This is a genomic window from Tardiphaga sp. 619_E2_N8_4 (assembly GCF_051810905.1).
GTDB classification, from domain to species: Bacteria; Pseudomonadota; Alphaproteobacteria; order Rhizobiales; family Xanthobacteraceae; genus Tardiphaga; species Tardiphaga robiniae.
The window spans coordinates 113,819-135,344 of the sequence record NZ_JBPWQJ010000001.1; the positions used below are offsets into that span (position 1 = coordinate 113,819).

At 60.9% G+C, this 21,526-nt stretch carries 22 protein-coding genes and 1 tRNA gene; 14 read left to right on the plus strand and 9 right to left on the minus strand.

Annotated features, from left to right (window positions below; genetic code table 11):
* Positions 1-37 precede the first annotated feature (37 nt).
* Both AB8A23_RS00565 and AB8A23_RS00570 read left to right on the plus strand, forming a co-directional pair.
* The gene (locus AB8A23_RS00565) at positions 38-763 is read left to right on the plus strand and encodes a FadR/GntR family transcriptional regulator (RefSeq protein ID WP_093759514.1); all 726 of its coding nucleotides are present in this window, start codon (positions 38-40) and stop codon (positions 761-763) included.
* A gap of 651 nt (positions 764-1,414) precedes the next feature.
* The gene (locus AB8A23_RS00570) at positions 1,415-2,854 is read left to right on the plus strand and encodes an FG-GAP-like repeat-containing protein (protein WP_439057187.1); all 1,440 of its coding nucleotides are present in this window, start codon (positions 1,415-1,417) and stop codon (positions 2,852-2,854) included.
* On the opposite strand, the gene AB8A23_RS00575 is transcribed toward AB8A23_RS00570, so the two are convergent.
* Both AB8A23_RS00575 and AB8A23_RS00580 read right to left on the minus strand, forming a co-directional pair.
* The gene (locus AB8A23_RS00575) at positions 2,855-3,667 is read right to left on the minus strand and encodes a DMT family transporter (RefSeq protein WP_439066011.1); all 813 of its coding nucleotides are present in this window, start codon (positions 3,665-3,667) and stop codon (positions 2,855-2,857) included.
* A gap of 24 nt (positions 3,668-3,691) precedes the next feature.
* Positions 3,692-4,198, minus strand: coding sequence for an NUDIX domain-containing protein (locus tag AB8A23_RS00580; protein WP_439057185.1), 507 nt, complete (start codon positions 4,196-4,198; stop codon positions 3,692-3,694).
* Between AB8A23_RS00580 and AB8A23_RS00585 the strand changes: the two genes are divergently transcribed.
* Positions 4,197-4,595: a hypothetical protein gene (locus AB8A23_RS00585; protein ID WP_439057184.1), complete on the plus strand. Its 399-nt coding sequence runs from the start codon at positions 4,197-4,199 to the stop codon at positions 4,593-4,595. The genes AB8A23_RS00580 and AB8A23_RS00585 overlap by 2 nt on opposite strands.
* Before the next feature lie 853 nt (positions 4,596-5,448).
* On the opposite strand, the gene AB8A23_RS00590 is transcribed toward AB8A23_RS00585, so the two are convergent.
* A tRNA-Pro gene (locus AB8A23_RS00590) sits at positions 5,449-5,525 on the minus strand.
* Between the two features lie 93 nt (positions 5,526-5,618).
* On the opposite strand from AB8A23_RS00590, the gene AB8A23_RS00595 reads away from it, so the two are divergent.
* Genes AB8A23_RS00595 through AB8A23_RS00605 form a run of 3 tightly spaced genes read left to right on the plus strand, consistent with a single transcriptional unit; the run spans position 5,619 to position 8,536 of the window.
* Complete coding sequence (locus AB8A23_RS00595; protein ID WP_439060423.1) at positions 5,619-6,614, plus strand: L-threonylcarbamoyladenylate synthase; 996 nt, start codon at positions 5,619-5,621, stop codon at positions 6,612-6,614.
* 39 nt (positions 6,615-6,653) lie between these two features.
* Positions 6,654-8,111, plus strand: coding sequence for an FAD-binding oxidoreductase (locus tag AB8A23_RS00600; RefSeq protein ID WP_439057183.1), 1,458 nt, complete (start codon positions 6,654-6,656; stop codon positions 8,109-8,111).
* Complete coding sequence (locus AB8A23_RS00605; RefSeq protein WP_092139459.1) at positions 8,108-8,536, plus strand: GNAT family acetyltransferase; 429 nt, start codon at positions 8,108-8,110, stop codon at positions 8,534-8,536. The genes AB8A23_RS00600 and AB8A23_RS00605 overlap by 4 nt, the downstream gene beginning before the upstream one ends.
* A 1-nt stretch (position 8,537) precedes the next feature.
* Here the strand turns inward: AB8A23_RS00605 and AB8A23_RS00610 are convergent, their stop codons facing one another.
* Positions 8,538-9,293 carry an SOS response-associated peptidase gene (locus AB8A23_RS00610; protein WP_439057182.1) on the minus strand — a complete coding sequence of 252 codons (756 nt, stop codon included), beginning with the start codon at positions 9,291-9,293 and terminating at the stop codon, positions 8,538-8,540.
* Positions 9,294-9,354: 61 nt separating this feature from the next.
* On the opposite strand from AB8A23_RS00610, the gene AB8A23_RS00615 reads away from it, so the two are divergent.
* The 4 genes from AB8A23_RS00615 (at position 9,355) to AB8A23_RS00630 (ending at position 11,403) form a co-directional block, all read left to right on the plus strand.
* Positions 9,355-9,870 (plus strand): hypothetical protein, encoded by a 516-nt coding sequence (locus AB8A23_RS00615; protein ID WP_120288445.1) that lies wholly within the window; start codon positions 9,355-9,357, stop codon positions 9,868-9,870.
* Positions 9,871-9,874: 4 nt separating this feature from the next.
* Positions 9,875-10,297 carry an NUDIX hydrolase gene (locus AB8A23_RS00620; protein ID WP_439057181.1) on the plus strand — a complete coding sequence of 141 codons (423 nt, stop codon included), beginning with the start codon at positions 9,875-9,877 and terminating at the stop codon, positions 10,295-10,297.
* Between the two features lie 80 nt (positions 10,298-10,377).
* A complete protein-coding gene (locus AB8A23_RS00625) occupies positions 10,378-10,752 on the plus strand; it encodes a TIGR02301 family protein (RefSeq protein ID WP_120288444.1) in 375 nt (124 codons plus the stop codon).
* A 15-nt stretch (positions 10,753-10,767) separates the two neighbouring features.
* Positions 10,768-11,403, plus strand: coding sequence for an HAD family hydrolase (locus AB8A23_RS00630; RefSeq protein ID WP_120289111.1), 636 nt, complete (start codon positions 10,768-10,770; stop codon positions 11,401-11,403).
* A 9-nt stretch (positions 11,404-11,412) separates the two neighbouring features.
* Here AB8A23_RS00630 and AB8A23_RS00635 read toward each other — a convergent pair whose 3' ends face one another.
* Positions 11,413-12,687, minus strand: a complete 1,275-nt coding sequence (locus tag AB8A23_RS00635; RefSeq protein ID WP_439057180.1) for an acyl-CoA dehydrogenase family protein — start codon at positions 12,685-12,687, stop codon at positions 11,413-11,415.
* Between the two features lie 135 nt (positions 12,688-12,822).
* Here AB8A23_RS00635 and AB8A23_RS00640 point away from each other — a divergent pair, with 135 nt between their 5' ends.
* On the plus strand, positions 12,823-13,602 hold the full coding sequence (locus tag AB8A23_RS00640) for an enoyl-CoA hydratase-related protein (protein ID WP_175368777.1): 780 nt from the start codon (positions 12,823-12,825) through the stop codon (positions 13,600-13,602).
* An 11-nt stretch (positions 13,603-13,613) separates the two neighbouring features.
* On the opposite strand, the gene AB8A23_RS00645 is transcribed toward AB8A23_RS00640, so the two are convergent.
* The 3 genes from AB8A23_RS00645 to AB8A23_RS00655 are packed head-to-tail and all read right to left on the minus strand — an operon-like array spanning position 13,614 to position 15,843.
* Positions 13,614-13,988 carry a DUF6285 domain-containing protein gene (locus AB8A23_RS00645; RefSeq protein WP_439057179.1) on the minus strand — a complete coding sequence of 125 codons (375 nt, stop codon included), beginning with the start codon at positions 13,986-13,988 and terminating at the stop codon, positions 13,614-13,616.
* 58 nt (positions 13,989-14,046) lie between these two features.
* Positions 14,047-15,045 carry a phosphotransferase family protein gene (locus AB8A23_RS00650; RefSeq protein ID WP_439057178.1) on the minus strand — a complete coding sequence of 333 codons (999 nt, stop codon included), beginning with the start codon at positions 15,043-15,045 and terminating at the stop codon, positions 14,047-14,049.
* 3 nt (positions 15,046-15,048) lie between these two features.
* The gene (locus AB8A23_RS00655) at positions 15,049-15,843 is read right to left on the minus strand and encodes an enoyl-CoA hydratase/isomerase (protein WP_068733289.1); all 795 of its coding nucleotides are present in this window, start codon (positions 15,841-15,843) and stop codon (positions 15,049-15,051) included.
* Between the two features lie 218 nt (positions 15,844-16,061).
* Between AB8A23_RS00655 and AB8A23_RS00660 the strand changes: the two genes are divergently transcribed.
* Positions 16,062-16,853: an SDR family NAD(P)-dependent oxidoreductase gene (locus tag AB8A23_RS00660; RefSeq protein ID WP_175368773.1), complete on the plus strand. Its 792-nt coding sequence runs from the start codon at positions 16,062-16,064 to the stop codon at positions 16,851-16,853.
* Between the two features lie 125 nt (positions 16,854-16,978).
* Here the strand turns inward: AB8A23_RS00660 and AB8A23_RS00665 are convergent, their stop codons facing one another.
* On the minus strand, positions 16,979-18,640 hold the full coding sequence (locus AB8A23_RS00665) for a flavin-containing monooxygenase (RefSeq protein WP_439057177.1): 1,662 nt from the start codon (positions 18,638-18,640) through the stop codon (positions 16,979-16,981).
* Between the two features lie 211 nt (positions 18,641-18,851).
* Here AB8A23_RS00665 and AB8A23_RS00670 point away from each other — a divergent pair, with 211 nt between their 5' ends.
* Both AB8A23_RS00670 and AB8A23_RS00675 read left to right on the plus strand, forming a co-directional pair.
* Entirely contained in the window at positions 18,852-19,985 is a 1,134-nt protein-coding gene (locus AB8A23_RS00670; RefSeq protein WP_439057176.1) for a nitronate monooxygenase, read from the plus strand.
* A 17-nt stretch (positions 19,986-20,002) separates the two neighbouring features.
* Entirely contained in the window at positions 20,003-21,520 is a 1,518-nt protein-coding gene (locus tag AB8A23_RS00675; RefSeq protein ID WP_439057175.1) for an acetyl-CoA acetyltransferase, read from the plus strand.
* Positions 21,521-21,526: the final 6 nt, after the last annotated feature.

Sequence of the window (21,526 nt, forward strand, 5' to 3'; positions counted from 1 at the left end):
AAGACTGGAGCGTGTTCGGAGCAAGGACGGGGTGAACATGGGCTCAACGGTCAAACGGGACGACATTCCGGAGCGCCCGGCTGTGACGGGAAAGCTTAGCGACCGCGTCTACGATCATGTCCTCAGCCAGATCACGGTGGGAATCTACCCGGTCAATTCGCGGCTCCCTCCTGAGACACGCCTGGCAGATCAGCTTGGCGTTTCACGCCCGGTCGTCCGTGAAGCACTGATGCGGCTGCGCGATGACGGCGTCGTCGCATCGCGGCAGGGCGCCGGTTCGTTCGTGATGCGACGTCCCGCGGCAGACGTTTACAACTACGCTCCCGTGGGAAGCATTGCCGACATACAGCGCTGTTTCGTATTTCGGATCGGCATCGAAGGAGAAGCCGCCGCGCTTGCCGCGCGCGATCACGACCCGGAAGGTCTGCGCCGGATCCGCGACGCTATCGCGGCACTGGATCAAGTGATCGCGGATGCCGCGCTCGGCGTAGAGGAAGACATCGCGTTCCACCGTTCGGTCGCAGAGGCCACCGGCAACCGCTTCTTCGCCGCGACTCTCGCCGCGATCCAGTCTCAGGTGAGCGTAGGCATCACGCTCAATCGAAACCTCTCCTTGATTCAGCCTCGCGATCGACTTCTGCGTGGGCAAGAGGAGCACCGGGCCGTGCTCGATGCGATCGCCTCCAGAGACGAAGCCGGAGCTCGCGAAGCCATGCGGTCGCATATCGAAAACGCCCGCAAGCGCGTTTTTGAGGGCGGATAGCTGCGCGCCGCAGCGGCTCGCGCGCCCGAGTGGCTGTACTCAGATGAAAATCGGGAGATTCTTGACAGACGGCAACGTCGCAAAAGGACGCTAAGTCATTGAAATCATGGTCGGAGTGGCAGGATTCGAACCTGCGACCCCTGCGTCCCGAACGCAGTGCATTAATCTCAAGGGATTGATCTTATTGACTTACCTTTCTAATTCGGCACGTTTTGTTCACGCCCGAAACAGCCATTACATTGCCAATTCGTTGCCCGCTTTCAGACTTTCACAGAGCAATGAATAGTCGGAAGACAGCAAAAAAGCCGCCCGGGCATGAGACTGGACGGCTTTCCGATGTGGCTGCAAGTGCGGCAACCCGCCACGCCGAGCGCCCTCTTGACGATGCGGGCCACCGATCTGTCAGACAGCGCGGCGGCACCGACGCGGCCGTGTCGATCGACTTCCCGGAAGATAGGCCCCTCGGTGATGGCCGCCGCTTTAGCCAGGCCTCGAGCGCCTGGACGGCCCTCAGCTTGCCGCCGCACGGGATCGAATCTCTGCGCCCTCGCCCTCCTGATCGGTCTTAACCGCAACAAACTACTACTGCTTGTTAACCGGCCGTTAAGCGGCCGGCCTGAGCCTCCTCCTCCTCAGGAGTCGGAGGATTAAATGGCGGATTATGCTCTGGAAGGTCCTAGATGGGGCACCGGCGGACTTGGAACTGCCGGTGGAGTAGTTACGTGGGCTATCGACAGCACCATTCCGTCCTGGTTCGTGCCTTACATCACATCTGCATTTTTGGATTGGGCAACCTACGCCAATATAACTTTCCAACAGGTCGGCTCGACAGCGTCATCTCAGATCGACTTTACACTCGGTGCGATCGACGGACTGAACAATGTTCTCGGTGTGGCCAACTACAGCTACTCCGGCACACGTCTGCTATCGGCATCGATTGAGTTCGACAGTGGTGAAGGTTGGCATCTGTCAGGAAGTCAGATCTCAAGCAATGCAGGCGTGAATTTCTTCTCGGTGGCCTTACACGAGATTGGACACGCGATCGGTCTAGACCACTATAACGTTTCGCCCGCTATCATGAACTCATACGCAAGCGCGAGCATTAACGACCTAACGCAATCCGACGTGCATGGAATTCAAGCGCTTTACGGCGCAGCTCCGACGGTTAAAGGACTGCCAAACGACTTCAACGGCGACGCTCACGCCGACATCCTCTGGCAGAATAGCAACGGATCGCTGGCCGTATGGACGATGGGCAGTGGCGGGCAGATTCTCACGGGAGATGCCATCGGCTCTAATCCCGGATTGTCTTGGCACATACAAACAAATGAATCCGATTTTAACGGGGATGGGCGCAGTGATATTCTTTGGAGAAATGACAACGGCGCACTCGCCATTTGGACGATGGCGGGAACAAACGGAACTCAAATTACAAGCGGCAAGGGACTCGCTGCTCAAATGGACTCTTCGTGGTCCATCCAGGGCTCGGGCGATTTCAATGGCGACGGAAGAGCTGATATTCTATGGCGGCACACCAGCGGTGCATTGGCAGAGTGGCAAATGAACGGAAGTCAAGTTTCGTCCACTTCCAACCTCGCGGCACAGCCTGATCCGACTTGGAAAGTTCAATCGATCGCCGACTTCAACGGCGATGGTAACAGTGACGTGCTCTGGCGGAGCACTACGGGGACCGTGAACGTTTGGGCGATGAACGGGGCCAGCATTTCAGGAAATAACGTCGCGGTTCAGCCAGATCTCACATGGCATGTCGCCGGCACAGGCGATTTTGATGGCAACGGCACCGCGGACATTCTTTGGCACAATAACAACGGGCAAACAGTCGTTTGGTCAATGAATGGCGGTCAGTTAGTATCTGGCCAATCAATCGGATCGGTTCCGGATACGTCCTGGCATATTGCCGAGGTCGCAGACTTCAGCGGCGACGGCAAGGCCGACATCCTCTGGCAAAACGCGAACGGCGCTCTGACCGAATGGGATATGAATGGCGCTCAGATACTCTCAGCACACGATATCGCTTCACGCCCTGAGGCCAGCTGGCATATTATTGCCAGTCATTATGACATCGTCTAACTATCGGGCCATCCCGATCATGAACAGGCCGACGGCAACGGTCGAGACTGCAGCCAGGCGATAAATAGAGATCCGCTCTTGCAGGATTGCGAATGCAATGATCGTCGCAAAGATCAGACTGCATTCGCGGAAAGCTACGACCGAGGCCACTGGATTTCGGTTAAGTGCCCATAAAAATACGCCGAACGAGCAAAGACCTAGGATGCCAGCGACCGTGGTCGTTCGCCAGGATTCGCCCATCTGCCTCCAAATCACGCGGCCGCCGAGTAAGCTGCCGATGATCAGAAACGCTACGCTATCTAGCACGATCAACCATGCGGTGAACGCGGACCATCCGACAAGGCGTACGCCATAGGCGTCAACGACGGAGTAACCAGCAACCATGAGGCTCGCTCCGAGCGCCGGCAAGATGAGCTTTCCCCTGCTCCACGATGGCGACCGTTCGGTCGCGATCGCGATAACCCCAATCGACACGACGACAATTCCGACGAGTTCCCATCCTGTCGGGATCTGGTCGAGCAAGAGGTACGAGATAGGGAGCGCGCACAACGGAACCAGCCCACGCGCCAGTGGATACGCTCTGCTGAGGTCACCATGATTATAGGCATGCGCGAGCCCGATCTTGTAACCGGCGTGCAGCAGGATCGACAACGCAAGAGCGGGCCACGCCTCGCGAGCGAGAGGTTCGACATAAAACAGAAATGGCGACGTCAGTAACGCGCTGGCGACACCCATACCGGTGAGTGTTGCTAGACCATTGCCGCTCTTGACAATGGCATGCCACGCCGCGTGCAGTAGTCCAGCTGCAAGCATGAGTGCGATCGTACTGAGATCCACCTAGATCGCTTCCGGCTTCCAAGTAGAGACGCTGAACCACGGAGTTGAGGGTCGCTCGAATGCGCGCTCCGATATAACTCGACTTGACGGGGAAAGATTCAGGTTGGCGCAATCTTCCCTGGAGAAGTAGGCCAATCGCGCCATCTCAACACCGTCTGGCTGATGCGCTCCGCCAACGATGCGAGCTTCGAAGGCGATTGTCGTGTAATAGGTAACGTCGCCATTCGGGTAAGTGATCAGAAATTCTTGGCCACCAAAGACACCAATCAGTCGAGTGATCTCTACCTGAAGCCCGGTCTCTTCAAAACACTCCCGAACCGCAGCGTCGGATGGCTGCTCAACGGGATCGACCGCGCCTCCCGGCAAAGTCCAAAAATCTGTCTCGGCATCCTTGCCGAGGAGCAACCGGCCCTCCCCATCGAAAATGGAAATGGAAGCTGCACACAAGGTCAAAAGATCATGGCCAACTTTGGCCCGCACGGCGGCTAGATGTGAAGATATGGGCATGGCACTTCGCTATCACGAAGTGCCATCGGCGCGCAGCAGCAAAGAACGATGTTCAGAAACTTCTTGCCGAATTGGGCGGAGACAGGGCCTGTTCGTCGGGCTCGGGGAGAAACACCATGAGGGCCAGACACGCCGCAAAGCCGGTAAAGAAAGACAAAACAATAATCGCGAGAGTGCTCATCAGGATTTTCCCTATGCGTTCGATTCGGCGAAGAATGCCTCTCAAAAGGGGCGATCCTGCAGCTGCGATGCGTCTATCGATTGCTTGCTGATCATGATTTCGCGAGTGCCGCACATTCTATTGCGGCATCGTCTCGCCGAACAAATAGCTCGGCCGATCGGCTGCGTTGAACCGGCGGCCCGCCAGCAAGCGATGCTGACGCGCTCGGCTTTATAGGGCAAACACTGCTTGCGCTCTATGGATATTATCGAATCACGATCCCGAGCGGGCATTGCTAGCAGAAAGAGTTTTACTGCCATCAAATCGATTGAGACAGCGCAAATCGAAAGAGCCTTGATGACCGCCAGTTCATAGCATAGGCGGCGTTATCGGCCACCCTTGCCGTCCTTCTTCATGATAACTTTCTTCGTCTCGTCTTCCGGCTCGCCGGCAATAGCTCAGCCAGGTGCGACGCGCGCTCGGTCTGCAGGGTTATGCGCTCTACAGTGAACGGCTCGCGATATCTCCCAGTGGTAAGATAGTCCTGCGAATTTTTAAGGGATTTCTGAATGACCTCTTGAGCTTGGACGTCAAGTGTCGGCGACGTAGCAACCGCCACAACTGGCGCGCGACCTTGATCCAAGCGCATTAAGTGCGGCAGTATTATCCGGTAGTTCGCTTCACTTTCTTCCAACGCGGAATTGATGATGCCAACGTCGGGTGTATGAAGCCCTTGGCGCTTTAAGATTTCCGAAGCTTCGAAAAAGGCTTCGATGAAGAGGTGCGTTCACAGCTGCATCGCGCATCAACGAGTCAAGATCAGACTGAGCCCACCCCAAGCCAGAGCTGCGGTGCGAAATCGTTCCGGCCGCTCCTGCAAAATGGGTTTTGAAAAGCTCGACGACCGACCGCTGATTTTCGGATTGGACGGAGACCTTCGCTATCAAGGAGAAGAACTCGCTAACGAGTTTGATCGGTGCCGGCTCAGGGGCGCGGTAGCGCCAACTCGGGTCGAATTGCAGGGAGAACGCTACAGCTCGCCCATTTCGTTGCTCGGGAGAACAGCGAAATGACTAAGTCATTGAAATCATGGTCGGAGTGGCAGGATTCGAACCTGCGACCCCTGCGTCCCGAACGCAGTGCTCTACCGGGCTGAGCCACACTCCGACTAAGAGCGCGGCTTATAGCCTTGGGTTTCGCATCCTGCAAGAACCCCGGTAAAGAAGCTTGACCAATTTTGAAGACAAGGATCTGCCCTGCATGGCCGTAGGCCTGACGACCCGGATGAGCCCCGCCGACGCCGCCCATATTGCGGAGGCGGCGCGCTGCCTGCGCGCGGGCGGGCTGCTGGCGTTCCCGACAGAGACGGTCTATGGGCTCGGCGCCGATGCGGCCAATCCGCGGGCCGTGGCGGGGATCTATGAAGCCAAAGGCCGGCCGTCGTTCAATCCGCTGATCGCCCATGTGGCCGATCTCGCCGCTGCCCGGCGCATTGCCCGATTCGATGCGCGCGCGCTGGCGCTTGCTGAGACGTTCTGGCCGGGGCCGCTGACGCTGGTGCTGCCCAAGGCGGCGGACTGCCCGGTGGCCGATCTGGCCACCGCCGGCCTCGACACCGTTGCCATTCGTGTGCCTGCGCATCCCGTGGCCCACGCGCTCCTGCGGGCCTTTGGCGGTGCCGTGGTGGCGCCATCGGCCAATATCTCCGGACATGTCTCGCCGACCACCGCAGCCCATGTGCTGAGTGATCTGGATGGCCGGATCGACATGATTCTCGATGGCGGACCGGTTGAAGTGGGCGTTGAATCCACCATCGTCGGTTGTTTCGACACGCCGATGCTGCTCCGCCCCGGTGGCCTGCCGCGAGAGGCGATCGAACGGGTGTTGGGCCAGTCACTGGCGAGCCCGCCGGACGAACCCGCAAGCGATACAAACCAGCCGCTGGCGCCGGGCATGCTGGCCTCGCATTATGCGCCGCGGACACGGGTGCGGCTGCTGGCCGAGGCTGTGAATCCCGGCGAGGCGCTACTGGCTTTCGGATCGGCCCCGCTGCCGGGCATCGAGGCCGCCGCCGCTGTCCTGAATTTGTCCGAACAGGGCGATCTCGGGGAAGCCGCCACCAATCTTTTCGGCTATCTTCGCGCACTCGACGCCGCTGCTATAGCTTCGGGCGCGAGCGGCATCGCGGTGATGCCGGTGCCGAACCACGGGCTCGGCGAAGCCATCAATGACCGGCTGCGCCGCGCCGCCGTGTAACTCGAACGCAAGACCAAGAAACGCGCTTAGGGAATAGTTATGAATATCGTCCAGCCGAAGCCGCCCACGCTCTCCCCCGAAACCATCGCGCGCTTCCGGGCCATCGTTGGCGACAAATACGCCATCACCGATCAGGCCGACGTGCACCAATACGTCACCGAGGATCGCAACCTGTTTTTCGGCACCTCGCCGCTGGTGCTGCGCCCGGGCTCTACTGCCGAAGTCGCCGCGATCTGCAAGCTCGCCACCGAGACCCGCACCGCACTGGTGCCGCAAGGCGGCAATACCGGGCTCGTCGGCGGCCAGACGCCTTATGGCGGCGAGGTCGTGCTGTCGATACGCCGGATGGACAAGGTGCGCGATCTGGACACCTCGTCCAACACCATGACGGTGGAAGCCGGCCTCGTGCTGCAGGTCGCGCAGCAGCGCGCCGCCGAAGCCGACCGGCTGTTTCCGCTGTCGCTGGGCTCCGAAGGCAGCTGCACCATCGGCGGCAATCTCTCCAGCAATGCCGGCGGTACGACCGCCCTCGCCTATGGCGTCGCGCGGGAGATGGCCCTCGGCCTCGAAGTCGTGCTGGCCGATGGCCGCATTCTCAATGGCCTGTCGAAGCTGAAGAAGGACAATACCGGTTACGACCTGCGCAATATCTTCATCGGCGCTGAAGGCTCGCTCGGCATCATCACCGCGGCAACGCTGAAACTGTTTCCGAAGCCGCGCGCGGTCGAGACCGCCTTTGTCGGCCTGAAGTCGCCGGACGATGCGCTGAAGCTGCTCAGCATCTCCCGCTCCGAGGCCGGCGGCAACCTCACCAGTTTCGAACTGATCGCCGATATCGCTGTCGATTTCAGCGTCCGTCACGGTATCGGCATTCGCGATCCGCTCTCCAGCAAACACGCCTGGTATGTCTTGATGGAATTGTCGTCGGGACGCGACGATGCCCGCGCGACATTGGAGGCGATCCTCGAACGCGGCTTCGAAGACGGCATCGTGGATGACGCCGTGATTGCCGAAAATATCGCCCACCGTCAGGCGTTCTGGAAACTGCGCGAGGAAATCTCGCCAGCGCAGAAGCCGGAAGGCGGATCGATCAAGCACGATATCTCGGTGCCGGTCGCTTCCGTACCCGCCTTCATCGCCGAAGCCAATGCGGCCGTCGTGAAGCTGATGCCCGGCGCACGTCCGGTGCCGTTCGGTCATCTCGGCGACGGCAACATCCACTACAATGTCACGCAGCCCAAGGAGACGCTCGGCGACAGCGACGGCCGCGAGAAATTCCTGGCGCGCTGGCACGACGTCAACGAAGTCGTCTTCGACGTCGTGTTGCGCATGGGCGGTTCGATCTCCGCCGAACATGGCATCGGCCAGATGAAGGCGGCTGAGCTGCCCTCGGTGAAGGACCCCGTCGCCATCGAGCTGATGCGCAGCTTGAAGGCGATGCTGGATCCGCTGAACATCCTCAATCCGGGCAAGGTGCTGCTGCCGGTGCAACATTGAAAGTTGCCCGGCTCGTCGACACCGACATTCAAGCGGTCGTTCAGCTCTGGCTGCGCTGCGGACTGGTGCGGCCCTGGAACGATCCGGAGGCCGATATCAGGCTGGCGCGCGCAGGCACCAATGCCGATGTCCTGGTCGGTCGCAAGGGAAGGACCATCGTCGCCTCCGTGCTGGTCGGCCATGATGGCCATCGCGGCTGGGTCTATTACGTCTCGGTCGATCCCGACCACCAGCGCCAGGATTTCGGCCGCGGCATCATGAGTGCAGCCGAAGACTGGCTGCGCGAGCGCGGCATCGAGAAGATGCAGCTCATGGTGCGCTCGGATAATACCAAGGTGCAGGCGTTTTATGAGTCGCTCGGCTACGGCGAACAGAAGCGCGTGATCTATGCCAAGTGGCTCGACGGACGGCCGCTGACGCCCTGAACTAGAACAATGATCCCTGCCCGTCGTCCTCGACCACCACGACCTTGCGCGGCGCCCTCATCGGCTTCACCTGCTCCACAGCGGCCTCTTCCGCCGAGATCGGCAGGATCAGTTGCGCATCGTCATTGGCCACCTTGTTGACGGCCATCGCCACCGGATGCCAGGCGAAGGTGCCGTCTGCGGGCGCAGCGAGCATCGTCATCACGTCGGACGCGCTATCCGAACTGCAATCGAGCCACTGGCCGAAATGATCGGGTGCGATCGTCACCGGCACGCGATGGTGCAGTACCGACATGCCCGTGCTGGCTTCCGCGGTGATGATCGCAATCGTGTCGACTTCTTCGCCGTTCGGTCCCATCCAGGTCTCCGCAAGACCTGCGAATCCCATAGGCCCGCCTGCACGTGGGTGGATAAAATACGGTTGTTTGCGTTCACCGCGATTTTGCCATTCGTAATAGCCATCGGCCGGAATCAGACAGCGGCGGCGGCGAATCGCGTTTTTGAAGGCCGGCTTTTCTTGCACCGTCTCGGCGCGTGCATTAATCAGAAGCGTAAACTTCCGCGGGTCCTTGACCCAGGAGGGCAAAAGGCCCCATCGCATTAGACGGAAATGCCGGGATCCGTTTTCAACGATGACAACAGGAACCGGCTGCGTCGGCGCAATATTGTACCTCGCAGGAAAATTCGGTTGCTCGATATAACTGAATACCTGCCGTAACGCTTCCGGCGCTGATGTAATGACAAACCGCCCGCACATTCTCGATCCGCAATCCTGCCTCTTCAGGCGGTTTTAACCCAAAACCCCAACAGTGCGACATATGACCCTGACGGCCATACAACCGGCGCAGCATGACCATCACGATCTGGCCAGTGCCGGTGCCGGCCCCGTCGCGTCCGCTGCCGAGCTGATGGCCGCCAATATCAACCCACGCACGGGTCTGGCGACCGACTATCTCAATCACTTCAATGAAGCCATCATGTTGCTCGAGCTGATCCCGGACATGCCGGACTGCTATGAGCTGTTCCTGGAATGGCAGCCGCTCAGCTATGCCGAGCACTTCATCAAATCCAACTTCAAGGCACGCGATCTCGCCATCGCATCCTATGAGGCTGCACGCCCGGCCATCCGTGCAGAATTCGATGCGCTGGTCGCGAACATGACGCAAATCCTGACAACTGTCGGCGAAGCCATGCGCACCGTGCAGCAGGACCGGACCCGCGCCATGCTGGCCGAACAGGCTGCCGGCTGGGTCAAGCCCATGGTCGGAACGGCCGGCGGCATTATCAACGGCCGCGATCAGGAATCCGACATCGATAGCATTATGGCGCAATGACCTCGTGACCGACACGCCTCCTACCCATCCGCAGCTCGCTACCAGCGCCGCCATCTTCCGGGATGGCAAGGTACTGCTGGTCCGCCGCGCCCGCTCGCCGGGCAAGGGCTTCTATTCGCTCCCCGGCGGACGCGTGGAATTCGGCGAATCCCTCGCCGTCGCGCTCGCACGCGAGGTGATGGAGGAAACCGGGCTGACCATCGATATTGTCGGCCTGTCCGGCTTCCGCGAAGTGCTGCCCAACGACAAGGTCGCGGGGCATTACCTGATCATGGCCTTTGCCGCTCGCTGGGTGGCTGGCGAGCCCGAGCTGAATGACGAACTTGACGATTTCCAGTGGGTCGCGCCGGACGATCTCGGCGCCTTCAAAACCACCGATGGCCTCGGCCCGATCCTCGCTATGGCGGAAGATCTGGTCGGACCATAGATAGCTCCTTGCCGCACCAGCAGCGTTGCCTTGCTTCAGACGCCTTGAAAAGGCATATCAGCCGGGTTCCGGGACCATTCATGTTGAAGCATCTGCTCATCATTCTGACCATTGCGATGACCTGCGCTGGCTCTGCCCGGGCACAGGACACGGCTGCGCCGTTCGACAATGACCTGCAGCGGATGTCCGAGATTCTCGGCGCGCTGCATTATCTGCGCGGCATCTGCGGCAACAACGAAGGCAACAAATGGCGCAACGAAATGCAGGCGCTGGTCGATGCCGAGACGCCGTCGGGCGAGCGCCGCGCCCGCATGATCGCCGGTTTCAACCGCGGCTATAACGGCTTCCAGCAGACCTACCGGACCTGCACGCCTGCTGCCAGTATCGCGATCCGCCGCTATATCGACGAAGGCTCGCGGATCTCGCGCGATCTCACCGCAAGGTATGCGAACTAGATGAAGCCACATGCCATCGACACTGTCTTTTTCGATCTCGACGGGACGCTGACCGATCCCAAGATCGGCATCACGGGCTCGATCCAGTATGCGCTCGGCAAGCTCGGGCTTCCCGTCCCGACACAGGACGAACTGACCTGGTGCATCGGCCCACCGCTGCGCGCCAGCTTCGTGGCACTGCTCGGCAGCGAGAAAGATGCCGATCGCGGCGTCGAACTCTATCGCGAACGCTTCGGCACGATCGGCCTGTTCGAGAACACGCTTTATGATGGCATCACCGCGACGCTCGATACGTTGCACACAACAGGCCGCCGGCTGTTTGTCGCCACCAGCAAGCCGCATGTATTTGCCGATCGCATCGTCGATCACTTCGGCCTGCGCCAATACTTCACGCGCGTATTTGGCTCAGAGCTCGATGGCACTCGCGTCGACAAGAGCGACCTGCTGCGTTATGCGCTCGACGAAACCTCCGCCGATCCCGCGCGAGCGATCATGATCGGCGATCGCAAGCACGACATCATCGGCGCAGCGAATAACGGCATTCCGGCGATCGGCGTACTCTATGGCTATGGCGGCCGCGAGGAGCTAACGAGCGCCGGGGCGAAGCACCTGGTGACCTCGCCTGCAGAAATTCCAGGCTACATCAACTGACGCAGCACATCAGTGCTTGTTGACGCCCATATAGCCAAACAGGAATCCTGCAACCTTGCGCTTCTGGATTTCCTCGCTGCCTTCGGTGATGCGATAGCGACGGTGATGGCGATAGATGTGTTCGAACGGCTTGTGCCGTGAATAGCCCATGCCGCCATGCACCTGCATCGCGCGATCGGCGGACTCGCAGCACAGCCGGTTGGCCCAGTAGTTACACATCGACACCTTGTCGGACAGCGTGTGTTCGACCTGCGCCTGGGTGAGCTGGTCCATCTCCCACGCCGTCTTGCGGATCAGGAGTCGCAGCATCTCCGCCTGCGTCGCCAGCTCGACCAACGGAAACTGAATTCCCTGGTTGCGCGCCAGCTCCTCGCCGAACGGTTTTCGCTCGCGCGCATATTTCACGCTTTCATTGATGCAATAGACTGCGGCGCCGAGTGAGCTCGCCGCCTGACGGATGCGGTTCTCATGCACGAAGCACTGCGCCAGTGACAAACCGCGACCGATCTCGCCGAACAGTGCATCATCCGGCACGAACACATCGGTGAATGACACGCGCGGATGGTCCGTGGGCATGTTGAAGGTCCACATATACTCTTCAATCTTCACGCCCGCAGCCTTCGCCGGCACCAGGAAACAGGTGATACCGCGCGCATCGCCATCGTTCCCCGACGTGCGCGCGAACAGCGCGCAATGCGTGGCCACGTGCATGCCCGTGGTCCACATCTTCTCGCCGTTGATGACCCAGCCCTTAACGCCATCACGCGTCGCCTCGACGGCCGTCGTCTCCATATGCGTGGCATCGGAGCCGTGCTCGGGTTCGGTGAGGCCGAAGGTGATGCGATATTTGCCGGTGATCGAGCCCTCGATCATCTCCTTCTGGTCCTCGCGGCCGTAACGATCCAGCATCGTCACCAGCGGCAGATTGCCGACAATGGAATGTTCGTTCTGCAGATCGTTGTGCAGGCCGAGGCCTTTGGCGGCGAAATGTTCGCGGATGACAGCCATCCAGAGATTGCTGCCATCTTTGCCGCCATAGCGCTTTGGAATTGCAAAGCGCAGATGGCCGGCGCCGTCGGCGAGATTCTTCGCCTGACGCAGCAGCTGCTCCCATTCATGCCGCGGCAGCCCGCCATTGTCGAAATCGGTGCGCGCCCATTCGCGGCGATGATCGAAGAAGCGGATATTGTCATCCCGCTCTTCGAGCGGTTTGATCTCGCGCAGGATGAATGAATCGAGTTCGGCGAGATAGGCGACCAGATCGGCCGGCAAGGAGAAATCCACGGCGCTGCTCCCGATGTTTTTGTGTGAGCTTTGTTGCTCTTGTTAATCGAGCGATTAAGATGGCATCGTCCAATCAAGTCAAGCGCGCCCGCGCGGCGTAAATTCTGCCTAACGAAAAACAAAAGGGAGGCCGCGATGGCTCTGCAATTCTCAACCGTGACCCGCAAGGGACCGATCACAATCGTGACGCTGTCGCGTCCGGAAGTTTACAACGCACTGCACACCGATGCGCATAACGAGTTGCACGAGGTGTTCAACGACTTCGCCAGTGATCCCGAACAGTGGGTGGCGATCGTCACCGGCGCCGGCGACAAGGCGTTCTGCGCTGGTAATGACCTCAAATGGCAGGCCGCCGGCGGCAAGCGCGGCTGGAACACGTCGGGCTTCGCCGGCCTCACCGCGCGCTTCGATTGCGACAAGCCGATCATCGCCGCGGTGAACGGCGTTGCCATGGGCGGTGGCTTCGAGATTGCGCTGGCCTGCGACCTCATCATCGCCGCGGAGAACGCGACCTTTGCACTGCCCGAGCCGCGCGTCGGCCTCGCCGCACTCGCTGGCGGCCTGCAGCGACTGCCGCGCCAGATCGGCATGAAGCGCGCCATGGGGATGATCCTCACCGCGCGCCATGTGAAGCCGCAGGAAGGCTATGAGCTCGGCTTCGTCAACGAAGTGGTGCCGCAGGGCGAGGCCCTGAACGCCGCGCTGCGCTGGGCCGAAACGATCTGCCAGAACTCACCGATGTCCATCCGCGCCTCCAAGCAGGCAATCCAGAAGGGCATGGCGGTGTCGCTGGAACAGGCGATCACTGAGCAGCGCGAATATCCGGCGGTCAAGGCGATGGCGGCATCGGAGGATTACGTCGAAGGACCGAAGGCGTTCTCCGAAAAGCGCAAGCCGAACTGGAAGGGGAAGTAGCGCTTCAGCGCTTACTTCGGTTCCAGCTCGCGTTTGTACGCTGCGTAGTTCGGCTGATCGACAGCGAGCTTCGCCAGTGTCGTCTGCCACAGATGCTCCTTCACACAGGGCGTCGTGAGATCGATATCGCCTTGCGCGATACGGTCGGCGAGATCCTGGTTCAACCCGTTGAGCGTGCCATGCACGCCGAGCAGCATTGTCAAGCCATGCAGCTCGGCAGCATCGCTGTCGCCGGCCAGTGTCAGTTGCCGTGTCACGAGATCGAGCGCGTTGATCGCGACACGCAGCTTGAAGGCGGCATGACCTGAGATTTGAGGTGCAATGTCGTTGCGGAGAAAATCCGCGACGGCCTTCACCAGTTCGTCCGGCCTCGGTTCATCCTGCATGTCATCACCTTGTTTTTGCGCATGATCTGATCCGAAAACCGGTCGCCACTTTTCGGGATCATGCGCGCGGTGCCAATAGTCTGAGCAGATCGATCTCCGTCTCCGACGAGCGCCGTCCGATCATCGCGCGCTCCATCGAATGATCTGGGCCGAGACGAAACCGCTGCATCATGCCAACGCACATCACGCCCCAGCGCAGCGTGCCCATCACTTCCCAGAATTTCACCCGCTGTGCATCGACAGCGATTCCGCTAGCCGCCTCATAACCAGCGAACAATTCCTCATAGGTGCCGAAACCGCCGACCGGCTTGTCGATGACGCCGAAGCGCCACGAATTGACGCAGATCCAGCCGAGATCCTCCATGGGATCACCGAGATGCGCGAGCTCCCAGTCGAGCACCGCGCGGATGCCGTCAGAACCAATCATCAGATTGCCATGGCGGAAATCGCCATGCACCAAGGTGACGCGTTCTGATGGGCCGGGATCATTATCGCGCAGCCAGCGCAGCGCCAGCTGGAACACCGGGCGCGGCCAGTCGAAGCCGTCGATCTCGCGCTGTAATTCGGCGATTTCTGCTGCGGCAGTCATGCGGCGAAGCTGCGGCAGGCTTGCAGCGGACAGCCCGTGGATTCCGGCGAGGATCTCGCCGCATTGCCGGGCGAGTTTGGGCCGTGCGTCGGCGAATTCTTCGTCGCGCAAAATCTTGCGCGGGATGGTTTCGCCAGCGACTCGCTGCATGATGAAGCCGGTTCCCAGATCGTCATCCGGTCTGAGAACGTGCAGCACCTTCGGCGACGGTACGCTGGCATCAAAGGCCAGCTGCATCAGCACCGCTTCGGCATCGAGCCCTGCGGCTCGGCCGGGCGCAGCACCATAGCCCGACGGCGCGCGGCGCAGGATGGCGCCGATGGCACCATCAGGATGCGTGATGTCGAACGACCACGTCTCTTGGCTGGCGCCACCGGACAAACGCTTTGCATCCGTCACGCCGGTGGCGCCATTGCACCACGACGTGACGCTGCGTGCGAGCAGCTCCGCGACGGACGCCGTTCTCAAGGCTTACTGGCCCGTGAACTTGGCCGGACGTTTTTCCAGGAACGCCGCGACGCCTTCCTTGAAGTCCGGCGAAGCACCGGCGGCGCGCTGCGATTTGACCTCGAGATTGATCTGGTCCTCAAAGGAATTCTCCGGGCTTTCCCAGTAGAGCTTGCGGATCAACGACAGTGCGATGGTCGGGCCGTTGGCGAGTTCATGGGCGAGCTTCATGGCTTCATCCATCAGCGCCGCATCGTCATAGACGCGATTGACGAGGCCCCATTCCAGCGCCTTCTCGGCCGGCAGCTTTTCACCAAGCAACGACAGTTCGACCGAACGCGCCTTGCCGATCAAGCGCGGCAGGATCCAGGTCGAGCCGCAATCCGGCACCAGCCCGATACGACGGAACGCCTGCAGGAAATAGGACGAGCGCGCGCACAAAATGAGATCGCCCATCAGCGCGAAGCTCATGCCGGCGCCGGCGGCGGGGCCATTCACCGCGGTGACGATCGGGCAATGCAGGTTCTGCAGCCGCCGCAGGAACGGATGGAAGGCGGTCTCCAGCGTGGCGCCGGCGTTGCTGCGCGCCTTTGTGAGCTGATTGTTGCGCCCCTGAAGATTGGCGCCCGTGCAGAAGGCACGGCCGGCACCGGTGAGGACCACGCAGCGCACGTCGGCCTTGCGATCATCGATCTCGTCCAGCGCCTCGCCGAGACCGCCAAGCATGTCGACCGAGACCGCGTTCATGACCTCCTGATGATCGAGCTTCAGGATGGCGACATTGCCGTCGAAATCGAGCGTGACGTGTTTGAACTGCATGGTTTCCTCACGGGATGATCCGCGTGTTTATTCCGCGGTGTGGAAGCTCTGTCTGGGCATGATCTGATCCGAAAACCGGCATCCACTTTTCGGGATCATGCGATTGTATGTCAGGCGGCATATTTGATTTTTCGGACGCGCTTGTCCATGCTTCCTGGGGAACACCAGCCCACCAACGGACGCACGGCATAACGCGCGCCAAACATGGAAACGCTGACATGGCAACGTCTACACAGATATTCGACCTCAGCGGCCGCGTGGCCGTCATCACCGGCGGCAATGGCGGTATCGGCCTCGGCATCGCACAGGCACTGGCCACCGCCGGTTGCAACGTCTCGATCTGGGGCCGCAACGCCGAGAAGAACAAGGCCGCGGCTGCCACCATGGCGGACTGCACCGGCAAGGTCGATACGCTGGTCTGCGACGTGACCGACACCGCCTCGGTGAAGGCGGCGATGGATGCCACGCTCAAGAAATTCGGACGCGTCGATGGCTGCTTCGCCAATGCCGGCATCGGCGGCGGCGGCCGGCACAATTTCATCGACCGCACCGAAGAGCAGTGGCGTACCATGTTCGCCACCAATCTGGACGGCGTCTTCCATGCCTTCCAGGTTGCCGCGCGGCATATGACCGAACGCGCGGAGGCTGGCGACAAATTCGGCCGCCTGGTTGCGACATCGAGTCTTGCCTCGATCTTCGGCACTGCCCGTAACGAACACTATGCGGCGACCAAGGCGGCGATCAATGCGCTGGTGCGCGCGCTCGCCGTTGAACTGGCGCGGCAGGGCGTGACGGCCAACGCGATCCTGCCGGGCTGGATCAAGAGCGACATGACCGCCGGGATCATGGGCAACGAGAAATTCGTCGCCAATGTCATGCCGCGCATTCCGGTGCGCCGTTTCGGCGAACCGTCGGACTTCGGCGGCATCGCGGTCTATTTGATGAGCAAGGCGTCATCGTATCACACGGCAGATACGTTCGTGATCGATGGCGGGTATACGGCGTTCTAACCACAAACGCTGTCATGCCCGGACTTGATCCGGGCATCCATCTTTGCCCCTGCAGCCAATGAAGATGGATGGCCGGGACAAGCCCGGCCATGACGACCGAAGGGACTTAGTTTCTCGGCCCACCTCTACGACGCCACCGCCTCCTTTGGCCGCGCGCCCACCGTCATCGCAAATCCCTCATAGTCCTTTGCTGCGACATCATTGCAGATCTGCCGGTAGACACCGACGCCGCCGATATAAGGCATGAATATCTGCGGCTTGCCGGGGATATTCGCACCCATGTACCAGGAATTGGCTTGGGGATAGAGCGTGCCAGCCGCCACCTCGTTGACATGAGCGACCCATTTGTCCTCGGCGGGACGCGTTGCCTCCATCACCTCGGCGCCGCGGTCGCGCATATAGCTCAGGCAATCGGTAATCCAGTCGACATGCTGCTCGATGGACACGATCATGTTCGACAGCACAGACGGCGAGCCGGGACCGGTGACGATAAACAGATTCGGGAACCCCGCGCTCATCAAGCCGAGATAGGTTCGCGGGCCTTCGGACCATTTATCATTCAGCGTCTGGCCGCCGCGGCCGCGAATGTCGATCTTGGCGACCGAGCCGGTCATCGCATCGAAGCCGGTGGCGAGCACCAACGCGTCGACCTCGTAATCCTTGCCGCCGGTGCGCACGGCATGCGGCAGAATCTGCTCGATCGGATGGGCCTTGATATCGACCAGCGTCACATGCGGGCGATTGAAGGTCGCATAGTAATCTGTGTCGACGCAGATACGCTTTGAACCAACCGGATGATCCTTCGGCTGCAGCAGCCTTGCCGTTTCGGGATCGCTGACGATCTCCGAAATCCTCTCGCGGATAAAATCGGCGGCGGTATCGTTGGCGCGCTGATCCAGAACCAGGTTATTGTAGACGCCCATGAAGGTAAGCCCGCCCGATGTCCATCGCGCATGATACTTCTCACGCCTTTCATTTTCCGGATCGTCGAGCGCGCCGCGATCCGGAATCGGCTGCACGATGCCGTTCTTGAAATCCTCACGCGCCTGCCGGCGAATCTCCGGATAGTTGTCGCGAAACGATTTACGCTCATCATCGGTGAGCGGCGCATTGCGCGCCGGCACGCTGAAATTCGCGGTGCGCTGGAACACGGTGAGCTGGCTCGCCTGTTCGGCGATCAGCGGGATCGACTGGATCGCCGACGAGCCGGTGCCGATGACGCCGACGCGCAGGCCGGTGAAATCGACTGTCTCATGCGGCCAGTTGCCGGTGTGATAGACCTTGCCCTTGAAATCCTTCATGCCCCTGAATTCGGGCGTACGGGCGTTCGACAGGCAACCCGTCGCGAGTACGACATGCTGCGCGATGGTGGCCTGACCATCGGAAGTCGTTACCGTCCATCGATTGGCGCGTTCGTCGAAGACAGCAGCTTTGACCGTCGTGTTGAACTGGATGTCCTTCCGCAGATCATAGCGATCGGCAACATGGCCGGCATAGCGCAGGATTTCGGGCTGCGGCGCATAGCGCTCGCTCCAGTCCCATTCCTGCTGCAATTTGTTATCGAACGAGAACGAATACTGCATGCTCTCGACGTCGCAGCGCGCGCCGGGATAGCGGTTCCAGTACCAAGTGCCGCCGACATCGCCGCCCTGTTCGAAAACTTTCACATGGAGACCGAGGCCGCGCAGCTTGTGCAGCAGATAAAGCCCCGCGAATCCGGCGCCGACGACCACGACATCGATACGCGCGTTCTGATGCGAGACAGGTTGCGGCTGAGCAGCGGCCATGCGTTCACTCCCGTATTTTTTGCTTTGCTTGTTACAGGTAGCATTTCCCGCATAACGCGAAAGCGCAAGCAGGAAATCGGGCGTCGTTGCCCCGGTATTTTGCCAGGCGGAATGCCCCTCGTCCGCTTGGCATCGCCCTTCCCCATACGCTAGCGTTCATCACGAACTCGCCACATGAAGCGGGTCACAAGAGATTCAGGGAGACACGCCGATGAAGTCGCCGATCTGCGAGATGCTGGGCATCGCGTTTCCGCTACTCGCCTTCAGCCATTGCCGCGACGTGGTTGCTGCCGTCAGCCGTGCCGGCGGCTTCGGTGTGCTCGGCGCCACCGCGCATTCTCCGGAGACGCTGGAGCAGGAACTGAAGTGGATCGACGATCACGTCGACGGCAAGCCCTACGGCATCGACGTGCTGATCCCGGAGAATATCTCCACATCAGGCGAAAAGGACGTCACCTGGAAATCGCTTGAGCGCCGCATCACGCCGGAACATCGCGCTTTCACCAAGAGCCTGCTGAAGAAATACGGCGTCGATCTCAGGATCACCGAAGTGTCCGCCGACCAGCCGCAGCCATTCGATGGCGAGACTGCACTGCGGCTGCTCGACGTTTCCTTCAATCATCCGATCCGGCTGATCGCCAATGCACTCGGCGTGCCACCGAAGGCGATGATCGAGATGGGCAAAGCCCATGGCGTCCCGGTGGCGGCACTCGTCGGTGCTAAGGAACATGCGATCCGGCAGGTTGCGGCCGGCGTCGATATTCTCGTGGCGCAGGGCACCGAGGCCGGCGGCCATTGCGGCGAGGTCTCGACCATGGTGCTGGTACCGGAGGTGATCAAGGCCATCAAGCCGATGCGCGAGGTCCCGGTGCTCGCCGCTGGCGGCATCATGACCGGGCGGCAGATGGCCGGCTGTATGGCGATGGGCGCGGCAGGCGTCTGGACCGGTTCGGTGTGGTTGGCCACGACAGAATCCGAAACCTCCGAAATTTTTCGCGAGAAGATGATTGCCGCCTCGTCGCGTGACGCGATCCGCTCCAAGGGACGCACAGGCAAGCCCGCACGGCAATTGCGCTCGGTCTGGACCGATGCCTGGGATCGCGGCGAGGACAGTCCCGGCGCGCTGCCGATGCCGCTGCAGAGCCTGATCAGCCGCGATGCTTTCGCCTCGATTGATCGTTCCGCAGCCGCGGGCAATGCGCAGGCACGGGATCTGGTCAGCTATTTCGTCGGGCAAGGCGTCGGCCTGATTGACAGCGTCAAGTCGGCAGGCGCAGTTGTGCAGGAATTCAAGGAGGACTTTGCCGAAGCGGCAGAGCACCTCACCATGCTGGTTTCCGAATAAAGGCAAGAGCAAGAACAATGGCAGCGTCGAACCAAGCTGAAGACCGCATCCCCGTCATCGTCGGCGTCGGCGAATTCTCGGATCATCCGAAGGAGCTCACGGAGGGTCTCGAGCCGCTCGCGCTGATGATCGAGGCGCTGAAGCGCGCGGAGCAGGACTCTGGCGGGAAGCTGCTTGGGGATATCGACTCGCTCGACATCGTGAACTTCCTGAGCTGGCGCTACACCGCACCGGAGAAGCAGCTCAGCGAGAAGCTCGGCATCGCGCCGAAGCACGCCTATTACGGCCCGGTCGGCGGCGAGAGCCCGATCCGTTACATTCATGAAGCAGCCAAGCGTATCGCGCGCGGCGAATCTCAGGTCGCAGCGATCACCGGCGCGGAATCGCAGGGCACGGCCACCAAGGCCGAACGCGCCAAGGTGGATCTGCCCTGGACGCCATTCGCCAAGGATGCGCCGGAGCCGCTGCGCGGTGCCAACTACCAGAAGCCGATGGCGACCAAGCTCGGCGTGGCCAAACCGGTCACGGTCTACCCGTTCTATGAAGCCGCCTCCGCCGCGCATTGGGGCCAGACGCCGCGCGAGGCCCATCGCGAATCCGGCGAGCTGTGGTCGCGCTATGCAGGCGTCGCGGCGACCAATCCGGAAGCGTGGAACAAGAAGGCCTTCACGCCCGACGAGATCACAACGCCGACGCCTGACAACCGGCTGATCGCCTGGCCCTATACCAAGCTGATGGTCGCCAATCCGATGGTGAACCAGTCGGCCGCCATCCTCGTCACCAGCCTTGCCAAGGCGCGCGCTGCCGGCGTGCCCGAGGATCGCATCGTGCATATCTGGGGCGGCGCTTCGGCCGAGGAGCCGCGCGACTATCTCGACCGCGACCAGTATGTGGAAAGCCACGCGCAGAATGCGGTGCTGAAAGTCGCGATGGATCTGGTCGGCGGCTCCGGCAAGAATTTCGGCGCCATCGAGCTCTATAGCTGCTTCCCCTGCGTGCCGAAGATGGCCCGCCGCACCCTCGGCCTTGGCAGCGATGTACAACCAACCGTGACCGGCGGTCTCACCTTCTTTGGCGCGCCGCTGAACGACTACATGGCGCATGCCGCCTGCGCGATGGTCCGCAAAATCCGCGCGGGGACCAAGACTGGATTGCTCTACGCGCAAGGCGGCTTCGTCACCAAGCACCACGCGCTGGTGGTGTCGAAGGAGATACCCAAGGCACCGATCGCACAGGATACAAACGTGCAGGCAGACGCTGATCGCAACCGCAAGCCCGTTCCGACATATGTCACCGAGGCCTCGGGCAACGGCACTGTCGAAAGCTTCACGGTGATCTACGGCCGCAGCGGCGAGATCGAGCACGGCGTGGTGATCCTGCGCACTGCTGCCAATGAACGCGCGCTGGCGCGTGTGCCGGTGCAGGACCAGGCGACGCTGGCGTTTCTGATGGATCAGGACAAGACGCCGGTGGGAGCGTCAGGGCCGATCAGCACGGCAGGTGACGGCGTGCTGGAGTGGCGAAAGGCGCGATAAAGCGAA